The sequence below is a fragment of the Vibrio sp. V43_P6S15P86 genome, assembly GCF_009904725.1.
Taxonomy (GTDB): Bacteria; Pseudomonadota; Gammaproteobacteria; order Enterobacterales; family Vibrionaceae; genus Vibrio; species Vibrio diabolicus.
The window spans coordinates 1-17,876 of sequence record NZ_WXWT01000117.1; the positions used below are offsets into that span (position 1 = coordinate 1).

The window sequence follows — 17,876 nt, forward strand, 5'->3', positions numbered from 1 at the left end:
AGTTCAGACTTTATAAACTCAAGCATTATCAATATTATTCAAAACACGAAAGATAACAGTATTATTGGACTTAGCACGCTCGTAGACATTGATGCTCAAGTAAATGGGGTAATACGGGAAATCAAAGCAAACCAACAATTAGAAGACGCCTTATTGAACCACCTTCAATGAGCATTTCCATTTTTATCTGAAAAATTATCACGTTAAGCTTCTTTGATATTAGAAACGACTGATATCTATGATTACATACCAAAAGAAAGGTTGAAATATCAATCGGCCACCATCATTTTTAGAGTATATACCTACTTTATCCAATATAATCCAATTAATTTATAATGCGAACACTAAACGCTAACGGTAGATTAGGCCCAAAAATCAAGGGCCTAATATCCATTTTACAAATTAAAAGGTACTCGTACTGTTAATTGAAAGTCGGGAGTATCTTCTGTAAGACCGGCTTGAGCACTAACATTGATAGATGAGCGTTCACTAAAGGCATAGTTTATACCAAAAGTTAATGCATCTAATTGAAGCAACTTAGCATCATCTGCCGATCTGCCATTTACTTTGCTTTTTAAAATAGTTTTATGGCTAAGCCCTAAAGAGAATGAAAGATCAGGATTCACCGCAAACCCCATTCCTCCTGAAAGAGAAATAGTGTCTCCAAGTTCAACATCAGCTTTTGTATCGCCAACTGTAACAGTATCCTCTAAGTTATAAATGTAACTTAGACTAGCGAACAAGACCGCTGGATCAACAGGGTGAATAAGAGATAAATTAGGCTCAAAACTCCAAAAACCCGAACCTGTAGGGACATCACTAAATGAGTTGCTTCCATCTTCAATAGAAACATCATAAGGCGATCGTCCTGTATCCGACTTTACTCTAAGGCCACCTACCCAGTATGGCGCAGACTCAAAGTTAAACTGGTGCCTCAATGCGAACTCTACATCACCAAGCCCTCCGCCATCCACCGTTGTGTTTACTACTTCACTGTTTGAACCATCTTGAATGGGGCGCGTAGAAACTTGGTCATTACGATACACATACGGCACTCTAACTTCTAACTCTGTGGCGTTTGTTAAACCGTACCGAGCAGTTAATCCAACGGTTACTGTAGTCCTATCCGAATCACTCACTTCAATTCGCCCAACAATCAGAGTTGGTAAGACTGTATACCCAACAACAGATACTTTGTTTGAAGAGTTTTGTGTATAGCTTAAAGACGAATCAAATGACCATTTACCTTTAGGTGTGAGAACGCCTGGGCGCTCAATAACATCACCAACCGTTTGGGCGCGCTGAGGAATATCATCTCCTTCAGCACCATATGCATTCCCCGCAATGAATAAACTACAAAGATAGGTACCCAGTAAAGTCTTCCGTAACATCACATCTTTCCTTTTGCTGATGATCGTACCCAAGTAATCTCAGGCAATAGCTTGAGGTGAAGCTCCTAACTTTCCAAAGTAAGATTAGTATAGTTACTTCAAAACCACGACATACCTTTAAGTTTGGCGCTTTGAAGAAATTAGGAGACATTTATACTTATCTTCAACACTAAGCCACTAGTTAATAAATAATTAGGATAGATTCTATGTTTTCGCAATATTATTAATAAAATAAATTGCTTACCTGTGCTCTTAGTATGAAGTCGGTATGACATAACAGCTGAAAAGCCTGTTCTCTTTTGTGTAGCATCAATCACATTGCTTTTTAGATCGAGTCGCTCCGACTTCAACCATAACTAACGCTATCTTCCCCACATATTTCATCAAAATGCATTCCCGTGTCGCGATTTAACATGCTAAAGTTAACAATGCGTTAACAATTATAAATACAATGAGAAGACATGGAGTCACTTAAAATGAATCAGCCGAATCTAAATAGCGCTGCTGGTTGCGCTCTCCCACCACCAAATGAAATGATCCTCAAATGGGCTCAAGAGCGTCCAAATGAGGTCTACCTAAAACAAATTATTAACCGACAGTTTGTTGAGTACACATTCTCTGATGTTGCAGATCAAGCCTTAAAACTTGTCAGCGCACTACGCTCGCTTGGTGTAAAGCCTGGCGACAAAGTCGCGTTAGTATCTAAAAACTGTGCAGAATGGTTTATTTGCGATCTTGCTATGATGCTTGGTGACTATGTCAGTGTGCCAATCTTTCCTACCGCCGGTGCAGACACCATCGAATACTGTGTGACTCATAGTGAAAGTAAAGCGATCATTGGCGGAAAACTCGATGATCCCAAAGCAACTCAGCAAGTCATTGATGCTATGCCGGAGCTCATTAGTATCGCTCTACCTTATGACACGGCACCAAAATGTCAGTATGAATACCAAGCACTCATTGCCGATGCAATGCCAAGTGAAGAGCGTCCACAGCACTACGACGATAAGCTAATGTCTTTGGTGTATACCTCTGGTACGTCAGGATTACCGAAAGGTGCTATGCTGACCTACGGAGCGTTTAACTGGTCAGTACAACAACTGATAAACCATATCGGTATTCAAGAAAATGATCGTCTATTTTCTTACTTACCTTTGGCTCATATTACAGAGCGCGTCTACATTTTTGGCTCATCCATCATGGGTGGTGTACCAACAGCATTTCCAGAATCATTGGATACCTTTATCGAAGATGTAAAAATGCACCGCCCGACTCTGTTTATCTCAGTCCCGCGATTATGGACGCTATTCCAACAACGTATTCAAGACAAACTTCCACAGAAGAAGCTCAACATTCTATTGAAAATCCCATTCGTCAATTCTCTGATCAAGAAAAAGCTCGCAGAAGGATTGGGGTTGGATCTGGCTCGAGTATTAGGCTGTGGCTCTGCCCCGGTATCACCAGCACTGCTGGAATGGTACCACTCTGTAGGACTCAATATTACTGAAGCTTGGGGCATGACAGAATCATTTGCTTATAGCACGCTCAACTACCCATTTAGAGCTGACAAAATTGGTAGTGTCGGTAATGCTGGACCAGGTATTGAGTTAAAAATCGCTGACGATGATGAAATCATGGTGCGTGGCAAAGGGCTATTTTTTGGCTACTACAAAAATGACATTGCCACCCAAGAGTCTTTTGATTCAGAGGGCTGGCTACACACAGGCGATATCGGCTCTATCGACTCAGATGGTTACCTAACCATTCAAGGCCGTAAAAAAGATAACTTTAAAACCGCCAAAGGTAAGTTTGTCTCTCCAGTTCCTATCGAGAAAAAACTTTTCGAATACAGTCGCGTAGAGATGATGTGCCTCATCGGTTTAGGGCTACCAGCCCCGATTCTTTTGGTTGTGCCACATGATTTTCCTAACTTTGATCGAGAGCGGTACGCACGAACCACCCGCAAAGTCATTGCAAAAATGAATCAAGAACTCGCCTCTCATGAGCAAATCAAAGGCGTATTAATGATTAAAGAGCCTTGGAGCATTGAAAATGGCGTATTGACGCCAACACTCAAAATTAAACGTCATGTGCTTGAGCAAAAGTATCATGAAATTGGTCACAACTGGCCGAAAGGTGAATTGGTTGTGTGGGAAGAAGATTTATAGCCTTGTCTGCACTCCTCAATATCATTGGGGAGTGCAGTTTAATTCTGAGCTCGAATCAAACTCATAACTAATCTCTCCAAAACGGCTTCCTCACTTCACTATTAATCTCCTTTTCATCTAATCCTATATCGTCCCAAAGATGTTCTGGTAACTCTCTCAAGTGACGACGTGTCTTGTAGTTTCTTCTCCAACTAGCAAGTTTAGAATAAATTAACTGTAATCCGGTCTGATGGTCAGCTGGTAAAGTGCGCTCACAAGTGTATGTCATGTTTTCCATGTAACCAACTCCTATAACAATGTTGACCACTTAATAATCAGCGACTACGCTGATATCCTCAAACGATAGAATCTGCCATTGAGTTAAGGAAAACTAATGTGAAAGATCGAATGCCTCCTTTACAGGGCTTGTATTACTTCTTCATTGCAGCAAAGGAAGGAAGCTTTAAAACAGCGGCAAAAGAATTGTTTGTCACGCCAGCTGCCATTAGTCAGCAAATTCGTCATCTTGAAGAGTTTTTAGGAACGGACTTATTTGTTCGCCAGCACAGAAAAATCGTGCTCACACCTGAGGGAGAGCTGCTGTTTACTCAGGCTGAAAGAGGGTTTGCTCATTTGCAGCAAGGGGTGAGATTGGTGAATCAAGATCCTAATCCTAACCACCTTTCGATATCAACACTCCCCTCTTTCGCTCACCATTGGTTAGTCCCGAAAATTACGGCTTTTCGTCAGCGTCACCCTGATATCGCCTTACTATTAGAACCAACCAATGATTTGGTGTCTTTTCAAGATAGTCAGATCGATTTGTGTGTCCGTTACGGTTTAGGAAAATACCCTAATTTAGAATCACAATGGCTAATGGATGAAGCTTTTTATCCTGCCTGTCACCCGGTATATCAGAAAGAGCACGGCATCTATCGCATTGAAGATTTAAGCAAAGCAGAGCTCATCGAAGACGTTTGGCCAGATCTGGACTGGAACATGTGGTTAGCGAGACTTGGTCATTCAGCAGCAAAGCCTGCTTTAAAATACAGTGGCTCACACTTAGTGTTAGAAGCCGCGTTATCACTACAAGGCGTAGCGCTCGTCAAACACAGTTTAGCTCATCAATATTTTCGTTCAGGCAAACTGGTCCGAATTGGTGATATAGCCATTAAACCCAAATTTGCGTATTACCTGTGCGCTCCAAAAGGCTACTTAAAGCGACCTAAAGCCCAATTGTTCGAATGGTTGAGAGAAGAAATAGAAACATTTGAAAAGTCAGTGATACCAGATTTTAAAACCATCGACCTCAATGTTAGTAATACTGGCTCAGCTTCAGAATTGTCGGTAAACAACACCAAAGACGTATACCAGCGAAACAAAAACGCGCTGTGTATAAGCGGTTAGATACAAAAAGCCCCGCACTAGGCGGGGCTTTCAAGTTACAGAGTTAACTTAAGAATTACTTCTTAGCGTTACGCTCTTTAACGTCAGCAATTACTTGCTCAGCAACGTTTGCTGGACATGGTGCGTAGTGTGAGAACTCCATAGAGAACTGACCACGACCAGAAGTCATTGTACGTAGAGTACCGATGTAACCAAACATTTCTGATAGAGGTACATCACCCTTGATACGTACGCCAGTAGACGCAGCTTGTTGGTCTTTGATCATACCACGACGACGGTTAAGGTCACCGATTACGTCACCAACGTGATCTTCTGGAGTGAACACGTCAACTTTCATGATTGGTTCAAGAAGTTGCGCGCCAGCTTTAGGCATAGACTGACGGAATGCGCCTTTAGCAGCGATTTCGTAAGCGATAGCTGAAGAGTCAACTGCGTGGAAACCACCGTCGAATAGTTCAACTTCAACGTCTAGAGTTGGGAAGCCAGCTAGAACACCGTGCTCCATCATTGACGCAAAGCCTTTCTCAACTGCAGGCCAGAATTCTTTAGGTACGTTACCACCAACAACTGTTGACTTGAACGTGAAGCCAGAGTTTGGCTCACCTGGTTTGATGCGGTAATCGATCTTACCGAACTGACCAGAACCACCAGACTGTTTCTTATGCGTGTAGCTGTCTTCGATTGCTTGAGTGATAGTTTCACGGTAAGCAACCTGTGGAGCACCAACTTCTAGCTCAACGCCGTAAGTACGCTTAAGGATATCTACCTTGATGTCTAGGTGAAGTTCACCCATACCTTTCAGGATAGTTTCGCCTGAATCTTCATCAGTCTCAACTTGGAATGATGGATCTTCTGCAACCATTTTACCGATCGCGATACCCATCTTCTCAGAACCGCCTTTATCTTTAGGCTTAACTGCGATAGAGATTACTGGATCTGGGAAGATCATTGGCTCAAGAGTACATTCGTGCTTAGGATCACATAGAGTGTGACCAGTTTGAACGTTCTTCATACCAACTACAGCGATGATGTCACCAGCTTGTGCTGAATCGATCTCGTTACGCTCGTCTGCGTGCATCTCAACCATACGGCCGATACGCTCTGTTTTACCAGTTGCAGAGTTAAGTACTGTGTCACCTTTCTTCATCTTACCAGAGTAGATGCGGATAAAGGTTAGAGCACCAAAACGGTCGTCCATGATCTTAAATGCAAGCGCACGTAGTGGCTCGTCTGCAGATACAGTCGCAACTTCACCAGTTGGCTCACCAGTCTCTGAATCAGTTAGAGGCTGTGGATCAACTTCTGTTGGAGATGGTAGGTAATCAATTACCGCGTCAAGAATAAGTTGGATACCTTTGTTCTTGTACGCTGAACCACAGTAAGTTGGGAAGAATGCTAGATCACGAGTACCTTTACGGATACAACGTTTGATGTCTTCTAGAGATGGCTCTTCGCCTTCTTCTAGGTAAGCCATCATTAGATCTTCGTCTTGCTCTAGAGCAGTTTCGATTAGCATTTCACGGTATTCAGCAGCTTTTTCTACCATGTCTGCTGGAATATCTTGAACTTCGTAGTTCTCTGGCTGGCCAGACTCATCCCATACGTAAGCTTGTTGGCTTAGTACGTCTACAACACCTACGAAATCTTCTTCGATACCGATAGGTAGAGTCATAACTAGAGGTGTAGCACCTAGTACGTTTTGTACTTGATCTACAACTTTGTAGAAATCTGCGCCCATACGGTCTAGTTTGTTAACGAAGATCAGACGTGATACGTGTGATTCGTCAGCGTAACGCCAGTTAGTTTCTGACTGAGGCTCAACACCACCAGAACCACAGAATACACCGATACCACCGTCAAGTACTTTTAGAGAACGGTAAACTTCGATAGTGAAGTCAACGTGTCCAGGAGTATCGATGATGTTTAGACGGTGATCGTTCCAGAAACAAGTTGTTGCTGCAGACTGGATTGTGATACCACGTTCAGCTTCCTGCTCCATGAAGTCAGTTGTAGTTGAACCGTCGTGTGTATCACCGATCTTATGGATCTTACCAGTTAGCTTTAGGATACGCTCTGTAGAGGTAGTTTTACCCGCGTCTACGTGAGCAAAAATACCAATGTTTCTGTATTTTGATAAATCAGTCATTGTCTTACTCTGTTAATAAGGTATAAAGTGCGCGCAGAGTATATCACATTCTGTCAATACTGATACCCTTGCGTGCGGATGGAAGAAAAAAAATTTTAACGTGAAATTTCCGTCCCCAAAGCATAGTCAAACACAGCAATTTATGTACTTTATTCGCATTTTATTGAGGACGGATAGAACAGTTTGTGATTCCACAAATACCATTCTTATGAGCATTACAGCTCGTCAAAAGCCTCTATGGCTTCCGACAATTTCTTAACGCCGTGAATTTGCATGCCAGGAATGCCGCCTTTCGGCATGTTGGCTGCAGGCACAATGGCTTTCTTGAAACCATGTTTGAACGCTTCATTCAAACGTTCTTGCCCACTTGGCACAGGACGGATTTCGCCTGCAAGCCCGACCTCACCAAAAATAACCACATCTTTGGGTAGTGGACGGTCACGAAAACTCGATAAAAGCGCCATAACTAACGCGAGATCGGCACTCGTCTCCGTCACCTTAACACCGCCAACCACATTAACAAAGACATCTTGGTCTGCCATTTGTAAGCCACCATGCTTATGCAACACAGCGAGCAAAAGTGATAAGCGGTTCTGCTCCAAACCGACCGCAACACGGCGAGGGTTTGCCAATTGCGAGTAATCCACCAACGCTTGAATCTCTACTAATAGAGGACGCGTACCTTCCCACACGACCATAACAGAAGAACCTGATGTTTCTTCTTCACCACGAGAAAGGAAAATCGCGGATGGGTTACTCACTTCTTTCAACCCTTGGCCTGTCATTGCAAAAACACCGAGCTCATTCACAGCGCCAAAGCGGTTTTTATGACTACGCAATGTGCGAAAGCGGCTATCAGTACCACCATCAAGCAGCACTGAACAGTCTATAATGTGCTCAAGAACTTTAGGGCCCGCAAGGGTACCATCTTTTGTTACGTGACCAACAATAAATACCGCGACGTTATTCTGTTTTGCGTATCGTGTCAGAGCAGTCGCAGATTCACGTACTTGAGCAACACTGCCCGGTGACGATTGAACATCTGAAACGTGCATTACCTGAATCGAGTCAATCACCATAATGCGAGGTTGCTCTTTTTCGGCAATTTGGCAAATTTTGTCGACGTTTGTTTCCGATAACATCTTTAAGTGCTCTTTCGGCAAGCCCAGTCGAGAAGCTCGCATTGCTACCTGCTGCAACGATTCTTCACCTGTTACATAGAGCGTTGGCATTTGCGCAGACAAACTACACATGGTTTGCAGCAGCAGGGTGGATTTACCCGCGCCAGGGTTACCACCAATCAAAATAGCAGCGCCGGGTACAACGCCCCCACCTAATACGCGGTCAAGTTCTTTAAACCCACTGGTGAAGCGTGGCACTTCCTGCAGATCAATTTCGGATAACGTTTGAACTGTTGCTTCTGTTGCGGAACCCGCGTAGCCGGATAAACGTTCATTACGAGCAACCGTTGGCGATGCAGCGATACGGACTTCTGTTATCGTATTCCACGAACCACATGCGTTACACTGCCCCTGCCAACGGGGAAAGTCCGCGCCACAATCATTACAAACATACGCTCGTTTTGCTTTCGCCATGATGCCTCGATTTTTTCTACAAATGTGACTAAGCACAGCCAAGTCAGACCTTAACTGAAATGAACTATTGATATACTTAAGTTTTACTTCGCTTAGCCGATACAATTTAAAGTAACGACATACTCTAACAGAAATAATGCAGCAATCTGAAATTCTCTCGATCGCAGAACGACTCATTCCCGTTTACGGTTCGGATGACTTTGACTTTGTCCTTGGCCAATTGACCGAGGAAGAGCCGCCTTCGGCCAAAATCTTAGTGAAGATGGAACTTAATCGCTTGATGGCTCCGTGCAAAAAAAGCATCGATCTGCGCGGTCGCGTCCAAGGTGAATGTCGCGAGTATATTTTGGATGGTATTCCACATTGGTTAGATGACGTTGCTTTCAACGCTTACCATAAAAACATCAAAAAGTTTGGCGGCTACACTGAGGGAATGTGGGAAGCTTTGGTCAACACACGGAATAACTTTCGCGTAATGAGCAAACGTCTTACTCAACAAAAAACGCAATCGTTAACGGATCCTAAAAGCCCTTTCTTAGCGGAGCCCGTTCACCTCGGCTATGACTTAAAGCGCCAAGAAAAGCGCTTGAAAGTCCAATCTCAAGTCGAGATTTGCCGCTCTAAAGGGCAACTTCTGCATGGGTTAAGCATTGACTTATCCTGCTCTGGCGCAAAGTTCAAAGTCCCAAGTGCGTTTAAATATAACCTTGGGGAGATTATTCAGGTCACGTTTACTGAATTTGCCAGCAAATCTCAGGTTGCCGGTATAGAGAAACCGCTGGCGTACCGCATACTTGCGGTTGATGACTGTTACGAGAATGACTCAGTTCGATACCTCAGAACCATACGTTTAACTGAAACCAATGTCGTTACTCGAGTGATCGATGAAGCGCTCAACAGCGCAGCTAAAAGAGCTCGTCACGATAATCAAGATAAGATCATTCGAGCTCGAACTCGTGGTTATGAGCACATCGCGCTTAAGCACACCAGCAGCTTACCTCTATTCTTTGATGGCAGTGAGCTGAAACTCGCTATGTTGACGCCAAACAATCAAAAGCTTTGGCAGTACTGGCATGATGAAAGGAACCAGCAAATGTTTGGATCCTTATTTAATGAGAAGCGAGTCGCGTCACTCATTAAACCTGGCGTTAAAGGCACCACCAATGTCCTTTATTCATTTACTCACGAGCACGAAAACCGAACCTATTTCTATTCGATGCTTCGCCCTGAGGCCACTCGTGAACAACGCCAGCTATTTTGGCATTTAGGTGCTAAACGTGAAAGTTGGCGCGCGTTTAGAATTTCGATATTTGAACTGTCAGAGCAAGAACAGGAAGACTTAGCCGCTTTCTCTCCGGAGTTAGCTGAAACGTCCCAATCATTGACTCACATAGGCATCTTGCAAGAAATTGCTGACGAAAAATCAGGGCAGGATTATCTGCTCACTGAAAAGCCGCGCTTACCCGCAAATACGTTAAATGCATTTCGCCATCCGAGAAGAATTATAGGCAACCCGAAAGGCATTTATTTTGATGCCAAGTCTCGTCGTAAAGAGCCACGTTACCGATTTAAGACCCCAATAGAACTGCGTTCTGGGCCTGTCACAGCGAGCGGCAGCACCGTCGATATTTCAAAGCGAGGGCTCGGCATTAAACTGGACGAACCTACCATGTTGCGCTCTGGGCAAGAGGTTCAGGTCAACTTCCGAGAGTTACAACTCTACGACAAAAAGCTGCCTTTAACGTCGGTGCCATACCGGGTAATTCGTGTTAGCCCAGATGGCTGTAGCGTACAGTTAGTTATTGATGAAAGCAGCCACACCATTAAAGTGATCGCCTTTTTCAACAGCATTATCGAGCACAATCAAGATAAGTTGATCCCGCAGAAAGAGATGCTACCGAGTAATGCGTTACTTGAAAGACTGCACAGCATGTTGCTCTCTCGAACTCTGAGCACACCCATTTTTATCAGTAAAACAGCGTCGTCTTCAATCAAAACCCCCGTTATTGGGGTGAATTTGCCGCTACCTAAGCACATTGAGCTTTTTGCCCGCCTTGGGCACGATCAATTGTTGTCACTTGAACCTATCTTTAAAGGTCGAACAAGCACATTAATCGCAGAGCCGATAAAGCGTGTAGAGGGAGCTCAAGCAAGGCATCAGGATATCTACATTAGCGCAGCCAAAGTCGGCAATAAAATTACAGGCATTGAGTCTAAGCTTCATCAAGAGTTCAACAGCGTAAAAGAACGGATTCAATTTATAAAGAAAGCGCGAATGATGGGTGACTTCTACGTAATTCGCTTATCTACAGCCCCAATTTTCGATCCGATGACATCGTTGCTGCAACAAGATTTAAGTGACTTAACCCAATTTGGTGTACATCAAGCGAGCAAATTAGAAAAGGAGCTGACCGCTTTGGTCGGTTACAGTGAGTTTGAAGACATTACGGAAGAGGTTGTAATTAGATTGGAGTTAACCGAGTAAATTTAGAGCCATACTAAGTCAACGAAAAACACCGCCAGAAAGGCGGTGTTTTTGAATGGATAAATTAAGGTTTTGCTTTCCAGCTGACCTTTTGCTGCTTCACCAGTGCACCAGATAAAATACAGAGCACACCGCCTAAGCCTGCAAAGCGAATCGCAGATTGCGCTTGAGCTTCCACTTTAGGTTTTGCGTGGTACGCGATACCTAAGCCCGCCACCGACATCATCACAAGATCGTTAGCGCCATCACCGACAGCAACCGTGTTGTGCTGCTCAATTTCGTATTCATCCGCCAACTCCACCAGGATATCTGACTTCATCTGCGCGGTAACCACATCGCCAAGTACGTTCCCCGTGAGCTTACCATTAATGATTTCCAACTGATTAGAGCGAGCAAAATCTAAATCGACTTTATCTTTGATGTAGTCCGAGAAGTAAGTAAAACCACCGGAAGCAATCGCTGTTTTCCAGCCTAGTGCTTTTAACGTTGCGATTAACGCTTCAAAATCCGGCATAAATGGCAATTGGGAACGAACTTGTTCAAGAATTGATTCATCAGCACCTTTGAGCTTGCCTACGCGTTGACGCAAACTTTGCTCAAAATCCAGTTCTCCTTGCATCGCACGTTCAGTAACTTCTGCCACCTCATCCCCGACTCCGGCCAATTTTGCGATTTCATCAATACACTCTATCTGGATTGCCGTTGAGTCCATGTCAAATACAATCAAACCTTGGGTTGAGAGATCTGGAACTTCATTAAGCGAGGCGTAATCCAAGTTGAGGCTTTGTAAGATCGTTTCGTGTTGAGGGGTCAACTCTCCTGCCATCAAGGCGACTTCATATTGGCCAACTTTCCACGTTTCTAACACGGGGTTGTAGACACCAGTGAAGAAATCAATGTCTTCAAAATGACGTGGCGAAAGGTATTCTGCAAACACTATCCAGTTTGCTTTTGCTTTATCTAATTGGGAGGCAAATCGAGTCTCGGGTAATCGTTTTAAAAGTGTCGTATGTTTTCTGATAGGCAAGCTTTTTGACGCGTCCATGTATATAATCCCTTATGACTTTGCTAAAACGTTACCTCAACAAACTAAAAAGGCAAGTCTTTGTTTTATTTTAAATGGATGAGTAAAGAGCATGAGTGAATCCTTGTTCTCAGTAAGGAATGCCCTAAGAATTCTGGCACTAATCCTACTGTGTGTGATGTTGTTTATCACGATCAAAAACAGTGTTGTGATCAGTAAGGGCAACGAGAAAATTCAAGCACAGCAGCTTGAGACACTCACCAAAGTTTTGATTTCACAGGCGTCTCTTTCTGCCAGTGAAATGATTTTGACCAAAGATCAAGAACGCTTACTTAAGCTGACAAACCAGCTAGCACAAGACCGTTTGGTGTTTGATGCGACAATATATGATGCACAAGGCGTACGTTTAGCGTCTAGTGAAGATGCGCTATCGGTACGCGAAGTTTTAGGCTTAGACACGCCCTTGGCAACAGCTTCCATTGGCCGCCAGCAGTTGGTTGAACCAGTATTTGCCGATGAAGCACTCATCGGTTTTGTTCGCGTTACCTTTGAGACAGGTCGTGTAACCGCGATTTCTGACCACCACTATCGTAAGAGTGATCGCTACATGTACATGATGGTGCTAATGAGTTTTGTGTGCGGCATGTTATTCATTATGATTTTACGTAGACAGCCTATCCGCCGTAAAAAAGCGCAAAACCTACTGCTAACCAAATAGTCAGTCGGTAATCAACATCTAATACAAAAACAGCCCGCATTGTGCGGGCTGTTCTTTTAGTTCTTAATGTCAAGAAACTAAGATGACTCTTTGTCGCTTATTCTTCGTCGCCTAGCAATACTGAATCTAGTGCGATTAGCATCATGTCGTTGAATGTTGTTTGACGCTCATCAGAAGTTGTTTGCTCACCCGTTTTGATGTGATCTGAAACCGTACAGATTGTCAGAGCTTTTGCACCGTATTCTGCCGCTACGCCGTAAATACCCGCCGCTTCCATTTCAACACCAACAATGCCGTACTTGTCCATTACGTCGAACATTTCTGGATCTGGCGTGTAGAAAAGCTCCGCTGAAAATAGGTTACCGACTTTCACATCAATGCCACGTGCTTTTGCTGCGTCTTCTGCCGCGCGAACCATTTTGTAGTCTGCGATTGCAGCAAAGTCATGACCTTTAAAACGGATACGGTTCACTTTAGAATCCGTACACGCGCCCATGCCGATCACAACATCACGCACTTTGATGTCTTCGTTTACTGCGCCACAGCTACCAACACGGATAATTTTCTTCACGCCGAAGTCTTTAATTAGCTCTGTTGCGTAAATCGAGCATGATGGGATACCCATACCGTGGCCCATAACCGAGATCTTACGGCCTTTGTATGTGCCTGTGTAACCGAACATATTACGCACATCACACACTTGCACAACGTCTTCAAGGAAGGTTTCTGCGATGTATTTTGCACGTAGCGGGTCACCCGGCATCAGTACGACGTCTGCGAATGCACCCATTTCAGCATTGATATGTGGAGTTGCCATTTTCTTTTCCTTAACCTTTCTCTAGCGCTCCGCGCTTAAGGCGATATAAGCCAGAGTATTCTCATTTCCGACAAGCAGTACTTGCATACTGCAAACATAAAACTAGGAGCATTCAGCTCCTAGTTTTCAATATCCTAATTATAGGAAATTCTTACCGTAATCCATTGGAGAAGTACCGAAGTAGCTCGCCAATGTTTGGCCGATGTCTGCGAATGTTTCGCGGCGGCCAAGAGAGCCTGCTGGCACTTTTTGGCCGTAAACCAATACTGGGATGTGCTCACGAGTATGGTCAGTGCCTGGCCATGTAGGGTCACAGCCGTGGTCTGCTGTTAGGATAAGCACGTCATCTTCATCCATCAGTTCAAGCACTTCATTGATGCGACCATCAAAGTACTCAAGCGCCGCAGCGTAACCCGCTACATCACGGCGGTGGCCGTAAGCTGAATCGAAGTCAACGAAGTTAGTGAATACGATGGTGTTATCACCCGCTTCTTTGATCGCTTCTTTCGTTGCTTCAAATAGTGCTGGAATGCCTGTTGCTTTGGTTTTCTTAGTGATCCCACAACCTGCATAAATATCTGAAATCTTACCGATGGAATGAACCTGACCGCCCTTCTCATCAACTAACTTTTGTAAGATAGTCGCTGATGGTGGCTCTACAGATAGGTCACGACGGTTACCCGTACGCTCAAATTGACCTTTACCCGGGCCAATGAATGGGCGCGCGATTACACGGCCGATGTTGTAATCTTCTAGTTCTTCACGCGCAATTTGGCAAAGCTCTAGTAGACGATCCAGGCCGAATATCTCTTCGTGACAGGCGATTTGGAATACAGAGTCCGCAGAAGTGTAGAAGATTGGCTGCCCAGTCTTCATATGCTCTTCACCCAAGTCATCAAGAACTTGAGTACCAGATGCGTGGCAGTTACCTAGGAAACCGTCAAGACCCGCGCGCTCAAGGATGCGATCCGTCAGCTCTTTAGGGAAGCTGTTTGCTTTGTCTGTGAAGTAACCCCAGTCAAACAGAACAGGAACACCTGCGATTTCCCAGTGACCAGACGGCGTATCTTTACCAGAAGAAAGCTCTGCTGCGTGACCGTACGCACCAATGATTTCTGCATCAGCGTCTAGGCCAGGTGCGAAGCGACCTGTTGACTCTTTATGTGCCATTGCCAAACCTAACTTAGATAGGTTTGGAAGGCGAAGTGCGCCTTGACGTTGGTCGTTATCTGCTAAGCCTTTTTCGCATTGTTCTGCGATGTGGCCTAGTGTGTCTGAACCTACATCACCAAATTTCTCAGCGTCAGCGGTTGCACCAATACCGAATGAGTCTAGTACTAAAATAAATGCTCTTTTCATTGCTCGTTCCTTAGGCCCACTCGGCTTTTTATTATGGTTGAGTAGGCCTTGTGTAATTACTTGTTCTATTAAATATCTTCTGCACGAATTTGGCGGTAAACCTCTGGAGTAGGTGTGTACTCACCACCTACTTTGATTGCACTACGCAGTGCTTTTGCCGCTTCTTCCCACTGCTCTTCACTGCGAGCGTGGATAACGGCAAGAGGTTTATCGCTATCTGCAACTTCACCCAAGCGGATGAACTCGTCGAAACCTACGGCATAGTCGATTTCATCAGTAGCAACACGGCGACCACCACCCATAGCAACGACAGCCATGCCAATAGCACGCGTGTCCATTGCTGAAACAATGCCCGTTTCCGTCGCGTAAACTGGCTTGATGATTTCCGCTTTTTCTAGGTAGTTATCGTAGTTTTCTACGAAGTCTGCTGGGCCGCCAAGACCAGTAACCATCTTGCCGAAGCATGCTGCTGCTTTGCCGTTGTCTAGAGCTTCCATCAATTTTGCACGTGCGTCTTCTGTGTTCTCAGCCAGTTTGCCAAGTACCAGCATTTCTGCACAAGAAGCCATGGTCACTTCAAGTAGGCGTGGGTTACGGTATTCACCCGTTAGGAAACGAACCGCTTCACGAACTTCCACCGCATTACCTGCCGAAGAGGCCAATACTTGGTTCATGTCTGTCAGGATTGCAGTGGTCTTAGTACCCGCACCGTTTGCTACTGCTACGATTGATTTCGCTAGCTCTTCAGACGCTTCGTAAGTTGGCATGAATGCACCAGAGCCGACTTTAACGTCCATTACTAGCGACTCCAGACCCGCCGCCAATTTCTTAGAAAGAATGGATGCCGTGATCAGAGAAATGTTGTCTACGGTTGCGGTAATATCACGAGTCGCGTAAACACGCTTATCCGCTGGAGCAAGGTCACCAGTTTGACCGATGATCGCCACGCCTGCATCTTTAGTTACTTGCCCAAACACATCGTTGCTTGGTGTGATGTTGTAGCCTGGAATAGACTCAAGCTTATCTAGCGTACCGCCTGTGTGGCCAAGACCACGGCCAGAGATCATTGGTACGAAACCGCCACATGCTGCCACCATAGGGCCAAGCATCAAAGACGTTACGTCACCCACACCGCCGGTAGAGTGTTTGTCGACAATTGGGCCACCAAAGTTCATGTGGCTCCAGTCGATAACCATGCCCGAATCACGCATTGCACACGTTAGGGCGATGCGCTCATCCATGGTCATTTCATTGAAGAAAATCGTCATAGCAAACGCCGCGATCTGACCTTCAGATACGGTATTATTTGCTACGCCTTGAATAAAGAAGTTGATTTCGTCTGCGGTAAGTACTTCACCGTCACGTTTTTTACGAATGATTTCTTGTGGTAAATACATTAGTGCCTCCCATGCTCTCAGTGAGCCATGGTTAAGTAGGATAGAAGAGGTTTGGTAGCACCCGTTTAGGTGCTACCGTTCAGACATATTATTGGGATTAGTACGCTGCTGGATCAGCAGTTTCGTCTGTCACTTCTAATGTATTTAGTAGGTTAGTTAGCAGGCTGGACGCACCGAAACGGTAGTGACGGGCATCAACCCAGTTGTCACCTAGGATTTCATCAGCCATTGCTAGGTATGCAGCTGCATCTTCAGCAGTGCGCACACCACCTGCTGGCTTGAAACCAACAGTTTCTGCAACACCCATGTCGCGAATCACTTCAAGCATCATGCGTGCATATTCTGGTGTTGCGTTTACTGGCACTTTACCAGTTGAAGTTTTAATGAAGTCAGCACCTGCTTCAATACAGATTTGAGATGCTTTCTTGATTAGTGCTTCTTCTTTTAGTTCACCCGTTTCGATGATCACTTTAAGAAGAATATCACCACAAGCCTCTTTACATTGCTTAACTAGTTCGAAGCCTACTTTCTCATCACCCGCCATTAGCGCGCGGTATGGGAAAACAACGTCAACTTCGTCTGCACCGTAAGCAACCGCCGCTTTTGTTTCAGCAACAGCGATTTCGATGTCGTCGTTACCGTGTGGGAAGTTCGTTACTGTTGCAATGCGAACCTCTGGCGTACCTTGCTCACGAAGTGTCTTCTTAGCAATAGGAATAAAGCGAGGGTAAATACAAATTGCAGCTGTGTTGCCTACTGCTGTTTTCGCGTCATGACATAATGAGATCACTTTTGCATCAGTGTCATCGTCATTCAACGTAGTTAGGTCCATAAGTTTAAGTGCACGTAGCGCTGCTGCTTTTAAATCGCTCATTTCTATCTCCGATCAATATTCAAAAAATTCACTACTCAGCCTTACATCACGTCTCTAACTATAATCAACAAGTCGAGACAATGTGAGTAAATGGCTAAACAGTCTATTAATGAACGGACTTGGTTCCCTGAAGACTCGGCATATACAGCGAAAATTTCATATGCCAATTGCTATCCTTGTCACCGCACAGTACCAGTTTGGCCTATGGCACAACAATCTATGATTGCGGTGTCTTTAATATCACATCACACAGCAAAACGCCTATTAGATCTGATATTGCTGGGCAAGTCATTTGCCCATCGATTATGTAATATTCATTACGTGATTAAGTATCAACCTTAACCACTATCCTGTGATTAATACATTATAGAGTTTCACCGCAAAACTGTAGCACCAAATAGAGCGCAAACGGTTTGTATCTCAAAATTTCCTAGCCCCTATTCCATCGGCTGCGTAACTCATAGACTGAGTCCGGCACCCGGTGAAATTTTAGAGCCCGAAAAACGAAAAATGCCC

12 protein-coding genes and 1 pseudogene are annotated in these 17,876 nt (G+C 44.6%); 4 read left to right on the plus strand and 9 right to left on the minus strand.

Annotated elements, in window-relative coordinates; translation table 11 throughout:
- Positions 1-395 precede the first annotated feature (395 nt).
- Complete coding sequence (locus CAG69_RS04915) at positions 396-1,391, minus strand: transporter (protein ID WP_005380160.1); 996 nt, start codon at positions 1,389-1,391, stop codon at positions 396-398.
- 476 nt (positions 1,392-1,867) lie between these two features.
- Between CAG69_RS04915 and CAG69_RS04920 the strand changes: the two genes are divergently transcribed.
- Positions 1,868-3,559, plus strand: coding sequence for an AMP-binding protein (locus CAG69_RS04920; protein ID WP_161443007.1), 1,692 nt, complete (start codon positions 1,868-1,870; stop codon positions 3,557-3,559).
- Positions 3,560-3,626: 67 nt separating this feature from the next.
- Here the strand turns inward: CAG69_RS04920 and CAG69_RS04925 are convergent, their stop codons facing one another.
- Positions 3,627-3,836: a DUF1127 domain-containing protein gene (locus CAG69_RS04925; protein WP_161443009.1), complete on the minus strand. Its 210-nt coding sequence runs from the start codon at positions 3,834-3,836 to the stop codon at positions 3,627-3,629.
- A gap of 98 nt (positions 3,837-3,934) precedes the next feature.
- On the opposite strand from CAG69_RS04925, the pseudogene CAG69_RS04930 reads away from it, so the two are divergent.
- A pseudogene (locus tag CAG69_RS04930) lies at positions 3,935-4,849 on the plus strand (LysR substrate-binding domain-containing protein); the annotation flags it as partial.
- Positions 4,850-5,000: 151 nt separating this feature from the next.
- Here the strand turns inward: CAG69_RS04930 and fusA are convergent.
- Both fusA and radA read right to left on the minus strand, forming a co-directional pair.
- A complete protein-coding gene (gene fusA / locus CAG69_RS04935) occupies positions 5,001-7,091 on the minus strand; it encodes an elongation factor G (protein WP_012841459.1) in 2,091 nt (696 codons plus the stop codon).
- A gap of 215 nt (positions 7,092-7,306) precedes the next feature.
- The gene (gene radA, locus CAG69_RS04940; protein WP_046875036.1) at positions 7,307-8,686 is read right to left on the minus strand and encodes a DNA repair protein RadA; all 1,380 of its coding nucleotides are present in this window, start codon (positions 8,684-8,686) and stop codon (positions 7,307-7,309) included.
- A gap of 136 nt (positions 8,687-8,822) precedes the next feature.
- On the opposite strand from radA, the gene CAG69_RS04945 reads away from it, so the two are divergent.
- The gene (locus CAG69_RS04945; RefSeq protein WP_104969747.1) at positions 8,823-11,171 is read left to right on the plus strand and encodes a PilZ domain-containing protein; all 2,349 of its coding nucleotides are present in this window, start codon (positions 8,823-8,825) and stop codon (positions 11,169-11,171) included.
- A 64-nt stretch (positions 11,172-11,235) separates the two neighbouring features.
- Here the strand turns inward: CAG69_RS04945 and serB are convergent, their stop codons facing one another.
- The gene (serB, locus tag CAG69_RS04950; protein WP_006742382.1) at positions 11,236-12,216 is read right to left on the minus strand and encodes a phosphoserine phosphatase; all 981 of its coding nucleotides are present in this window, start codon (positions 12,214-12,216) and stop codon (positions 11,236-11,238) included.
- 91 nt (positions 12,217-12,307) lie between these two features.
- Here serB and CAG69_RS04955 point away from each other — a divergent pair, with 91 nt between their 5' ends.
- Positions 12,308-12,913, plus strand: coding sequence for a YtjB family periplasmic protein (locus tag CAG69_RS04955; protein WP_041852892.1), 606 nt, complete (start codon positions 12,308-12,310; stop codon positions 12,911-12,913).
- Positions 12,914-13,010: 97 nt separating this feature from the next.
- Here CAG69_RS04955 and deoD read toward each other — a convergent pair whose 3' ends face one another.
- The 4 genes from deoD to deoC all read right to left on the minus strand — a co-directional run bounded on the left by deoD (position 13,011) and on the right by deoC (position 17,360).
- The gene (gene deoD / locus CAG69_RS04960) at positions 13,011-13,730 is read right to left on the minus strand and encodes a purine-nucleoside phosphorylase (RefSeq protein WP_006742381.1); all 720 of its coding nucleotides are present in this window, start codon (positions 13,728-13,730) and stop codon (positions 13,011-13,013) included.
- Between the two features lie 138 nt (positions 13,731-13,868).
- Positions 13,869-15,089: a phosphopentomutase gene (locus CAG69_RS04965; RefSeq protein ID WP_161443011.1), complete on the minus strand. Its 1,221-nt coding sequence runs from the start codon at positions 15,087-15,089 to the stop codon at positions 13,869-13,871.
- A gap of 68 nt (positions 15,090-15,157) precedes the next feature.
- Positions 15,158-16,486: a thymidine phosphorylase gene (gene deoA, locus CAG69_RS04970; RefSeq protein WP_161443013.1), complete on the minus strand. Its 1,329-nt coding sequence runs from the start codon at positions 16,484-16,486 to the stop codon at positions 15,158-15,160.
- Between the two features lie 97 nt (positions 16,487-16,583).
- On the minus strand, positions 16,584-17,360 hold the full coding sequence (gene deoC / locus CAG69_RS04975) for a deoxyribose-phosphate aldolase (protein WP_006742378.1): 777 nt from the start codon (positions 17,358-17,360) through the stop codon (positions 16,584-16,586).
- Positions 17,361-17,876 lie beyond the last annotated feature (516 nt).

Excerpts from the sequence above, each read along its gene's own strand:
- radA (WP_046875036.1), bottom strand. The coding sequence starts at position 8,686 with ATGGCGAAAGCAAAACGAGCGTATGTTTGTAATGATTGTGGCGCGGAC.
- CAG69_RS04955 (WP_041852892.1), top strand. The coding sequence starts at position 12,308 with ATGAGTGAATCCTTGTTCTCAGTAAGGAATGCCCTAAGAATTCTGGCA.
- deoA (WP_161443013.1), bottom strand. The coding sequence starts at position 16,486 with ATGTATTTACCACAAGAAATCATTCGTAAAAAACGTGACGGTGAAGTA.
- deoD (WP_006742381.1), bottom strand. The coding sequence starts at position 13,730 with ATGGCAACTCCACATATCAATGCTGAAATGGGTGCATTCGCAGACGTC.
- CAG69_RS04915 (WP_005380160.1), bottom strand. The coding sequence starts at position 1,391 with ATGTTACGGAAGACTTTACTGGGTACCTATCTTTGTAGTTTATTCATT.
- CAG69_RS04925 (WP_161443009.1), bottom strand. The coding sequence starts at position 3,836 with ATGGAAAACATGACATACACTTGTGAGCGCACTTTACCAGCTGACCAT.
- fusA (WP_012841459.1), bottom strand. The coding sequence starts at position 7,091 with ATGACTGATTTATCAAAATACAGAAACATTGGTATTTTTGCTCACGTA.
- CAG69_RS04920 (WP_161443007.1), top strand. The coding sequence starts at position 1,868 with ATGAATCAGCCGAATCTAAATAGCGCTGCTGGTTGCGCTCTCCCACCA.
- deoC (WP_006742378.1), bottom strand. The coding sequence starts at position 17,360 with ATGAGCGATTTAAAAGCAGCAGCGCTACGTGCACTTAAACTTATGGAC.
- CAG69_RS04965 (WP_161443011.1), bottom strand. The coding sequence starts at position 15,089 with ATGAAAAGAGCATTTATTTTAGTACTAGACTCATTCGGTATTGGTGCA.
- CAG69_RS04945 (WP_104969747.1), top strand. The coding sequence starts at position 8,823 with ATGCAGCAATCTGAAATTCTCTCGATCGCAGAACGACTCATTCCCGTT.
- serB (WP_006742382.1), bottom strand. The coding sequence starts at position 12,216 with ATGGACGCGTCAAAAAGCTTGCCTATCAGAAAACATACGACACTTTTA.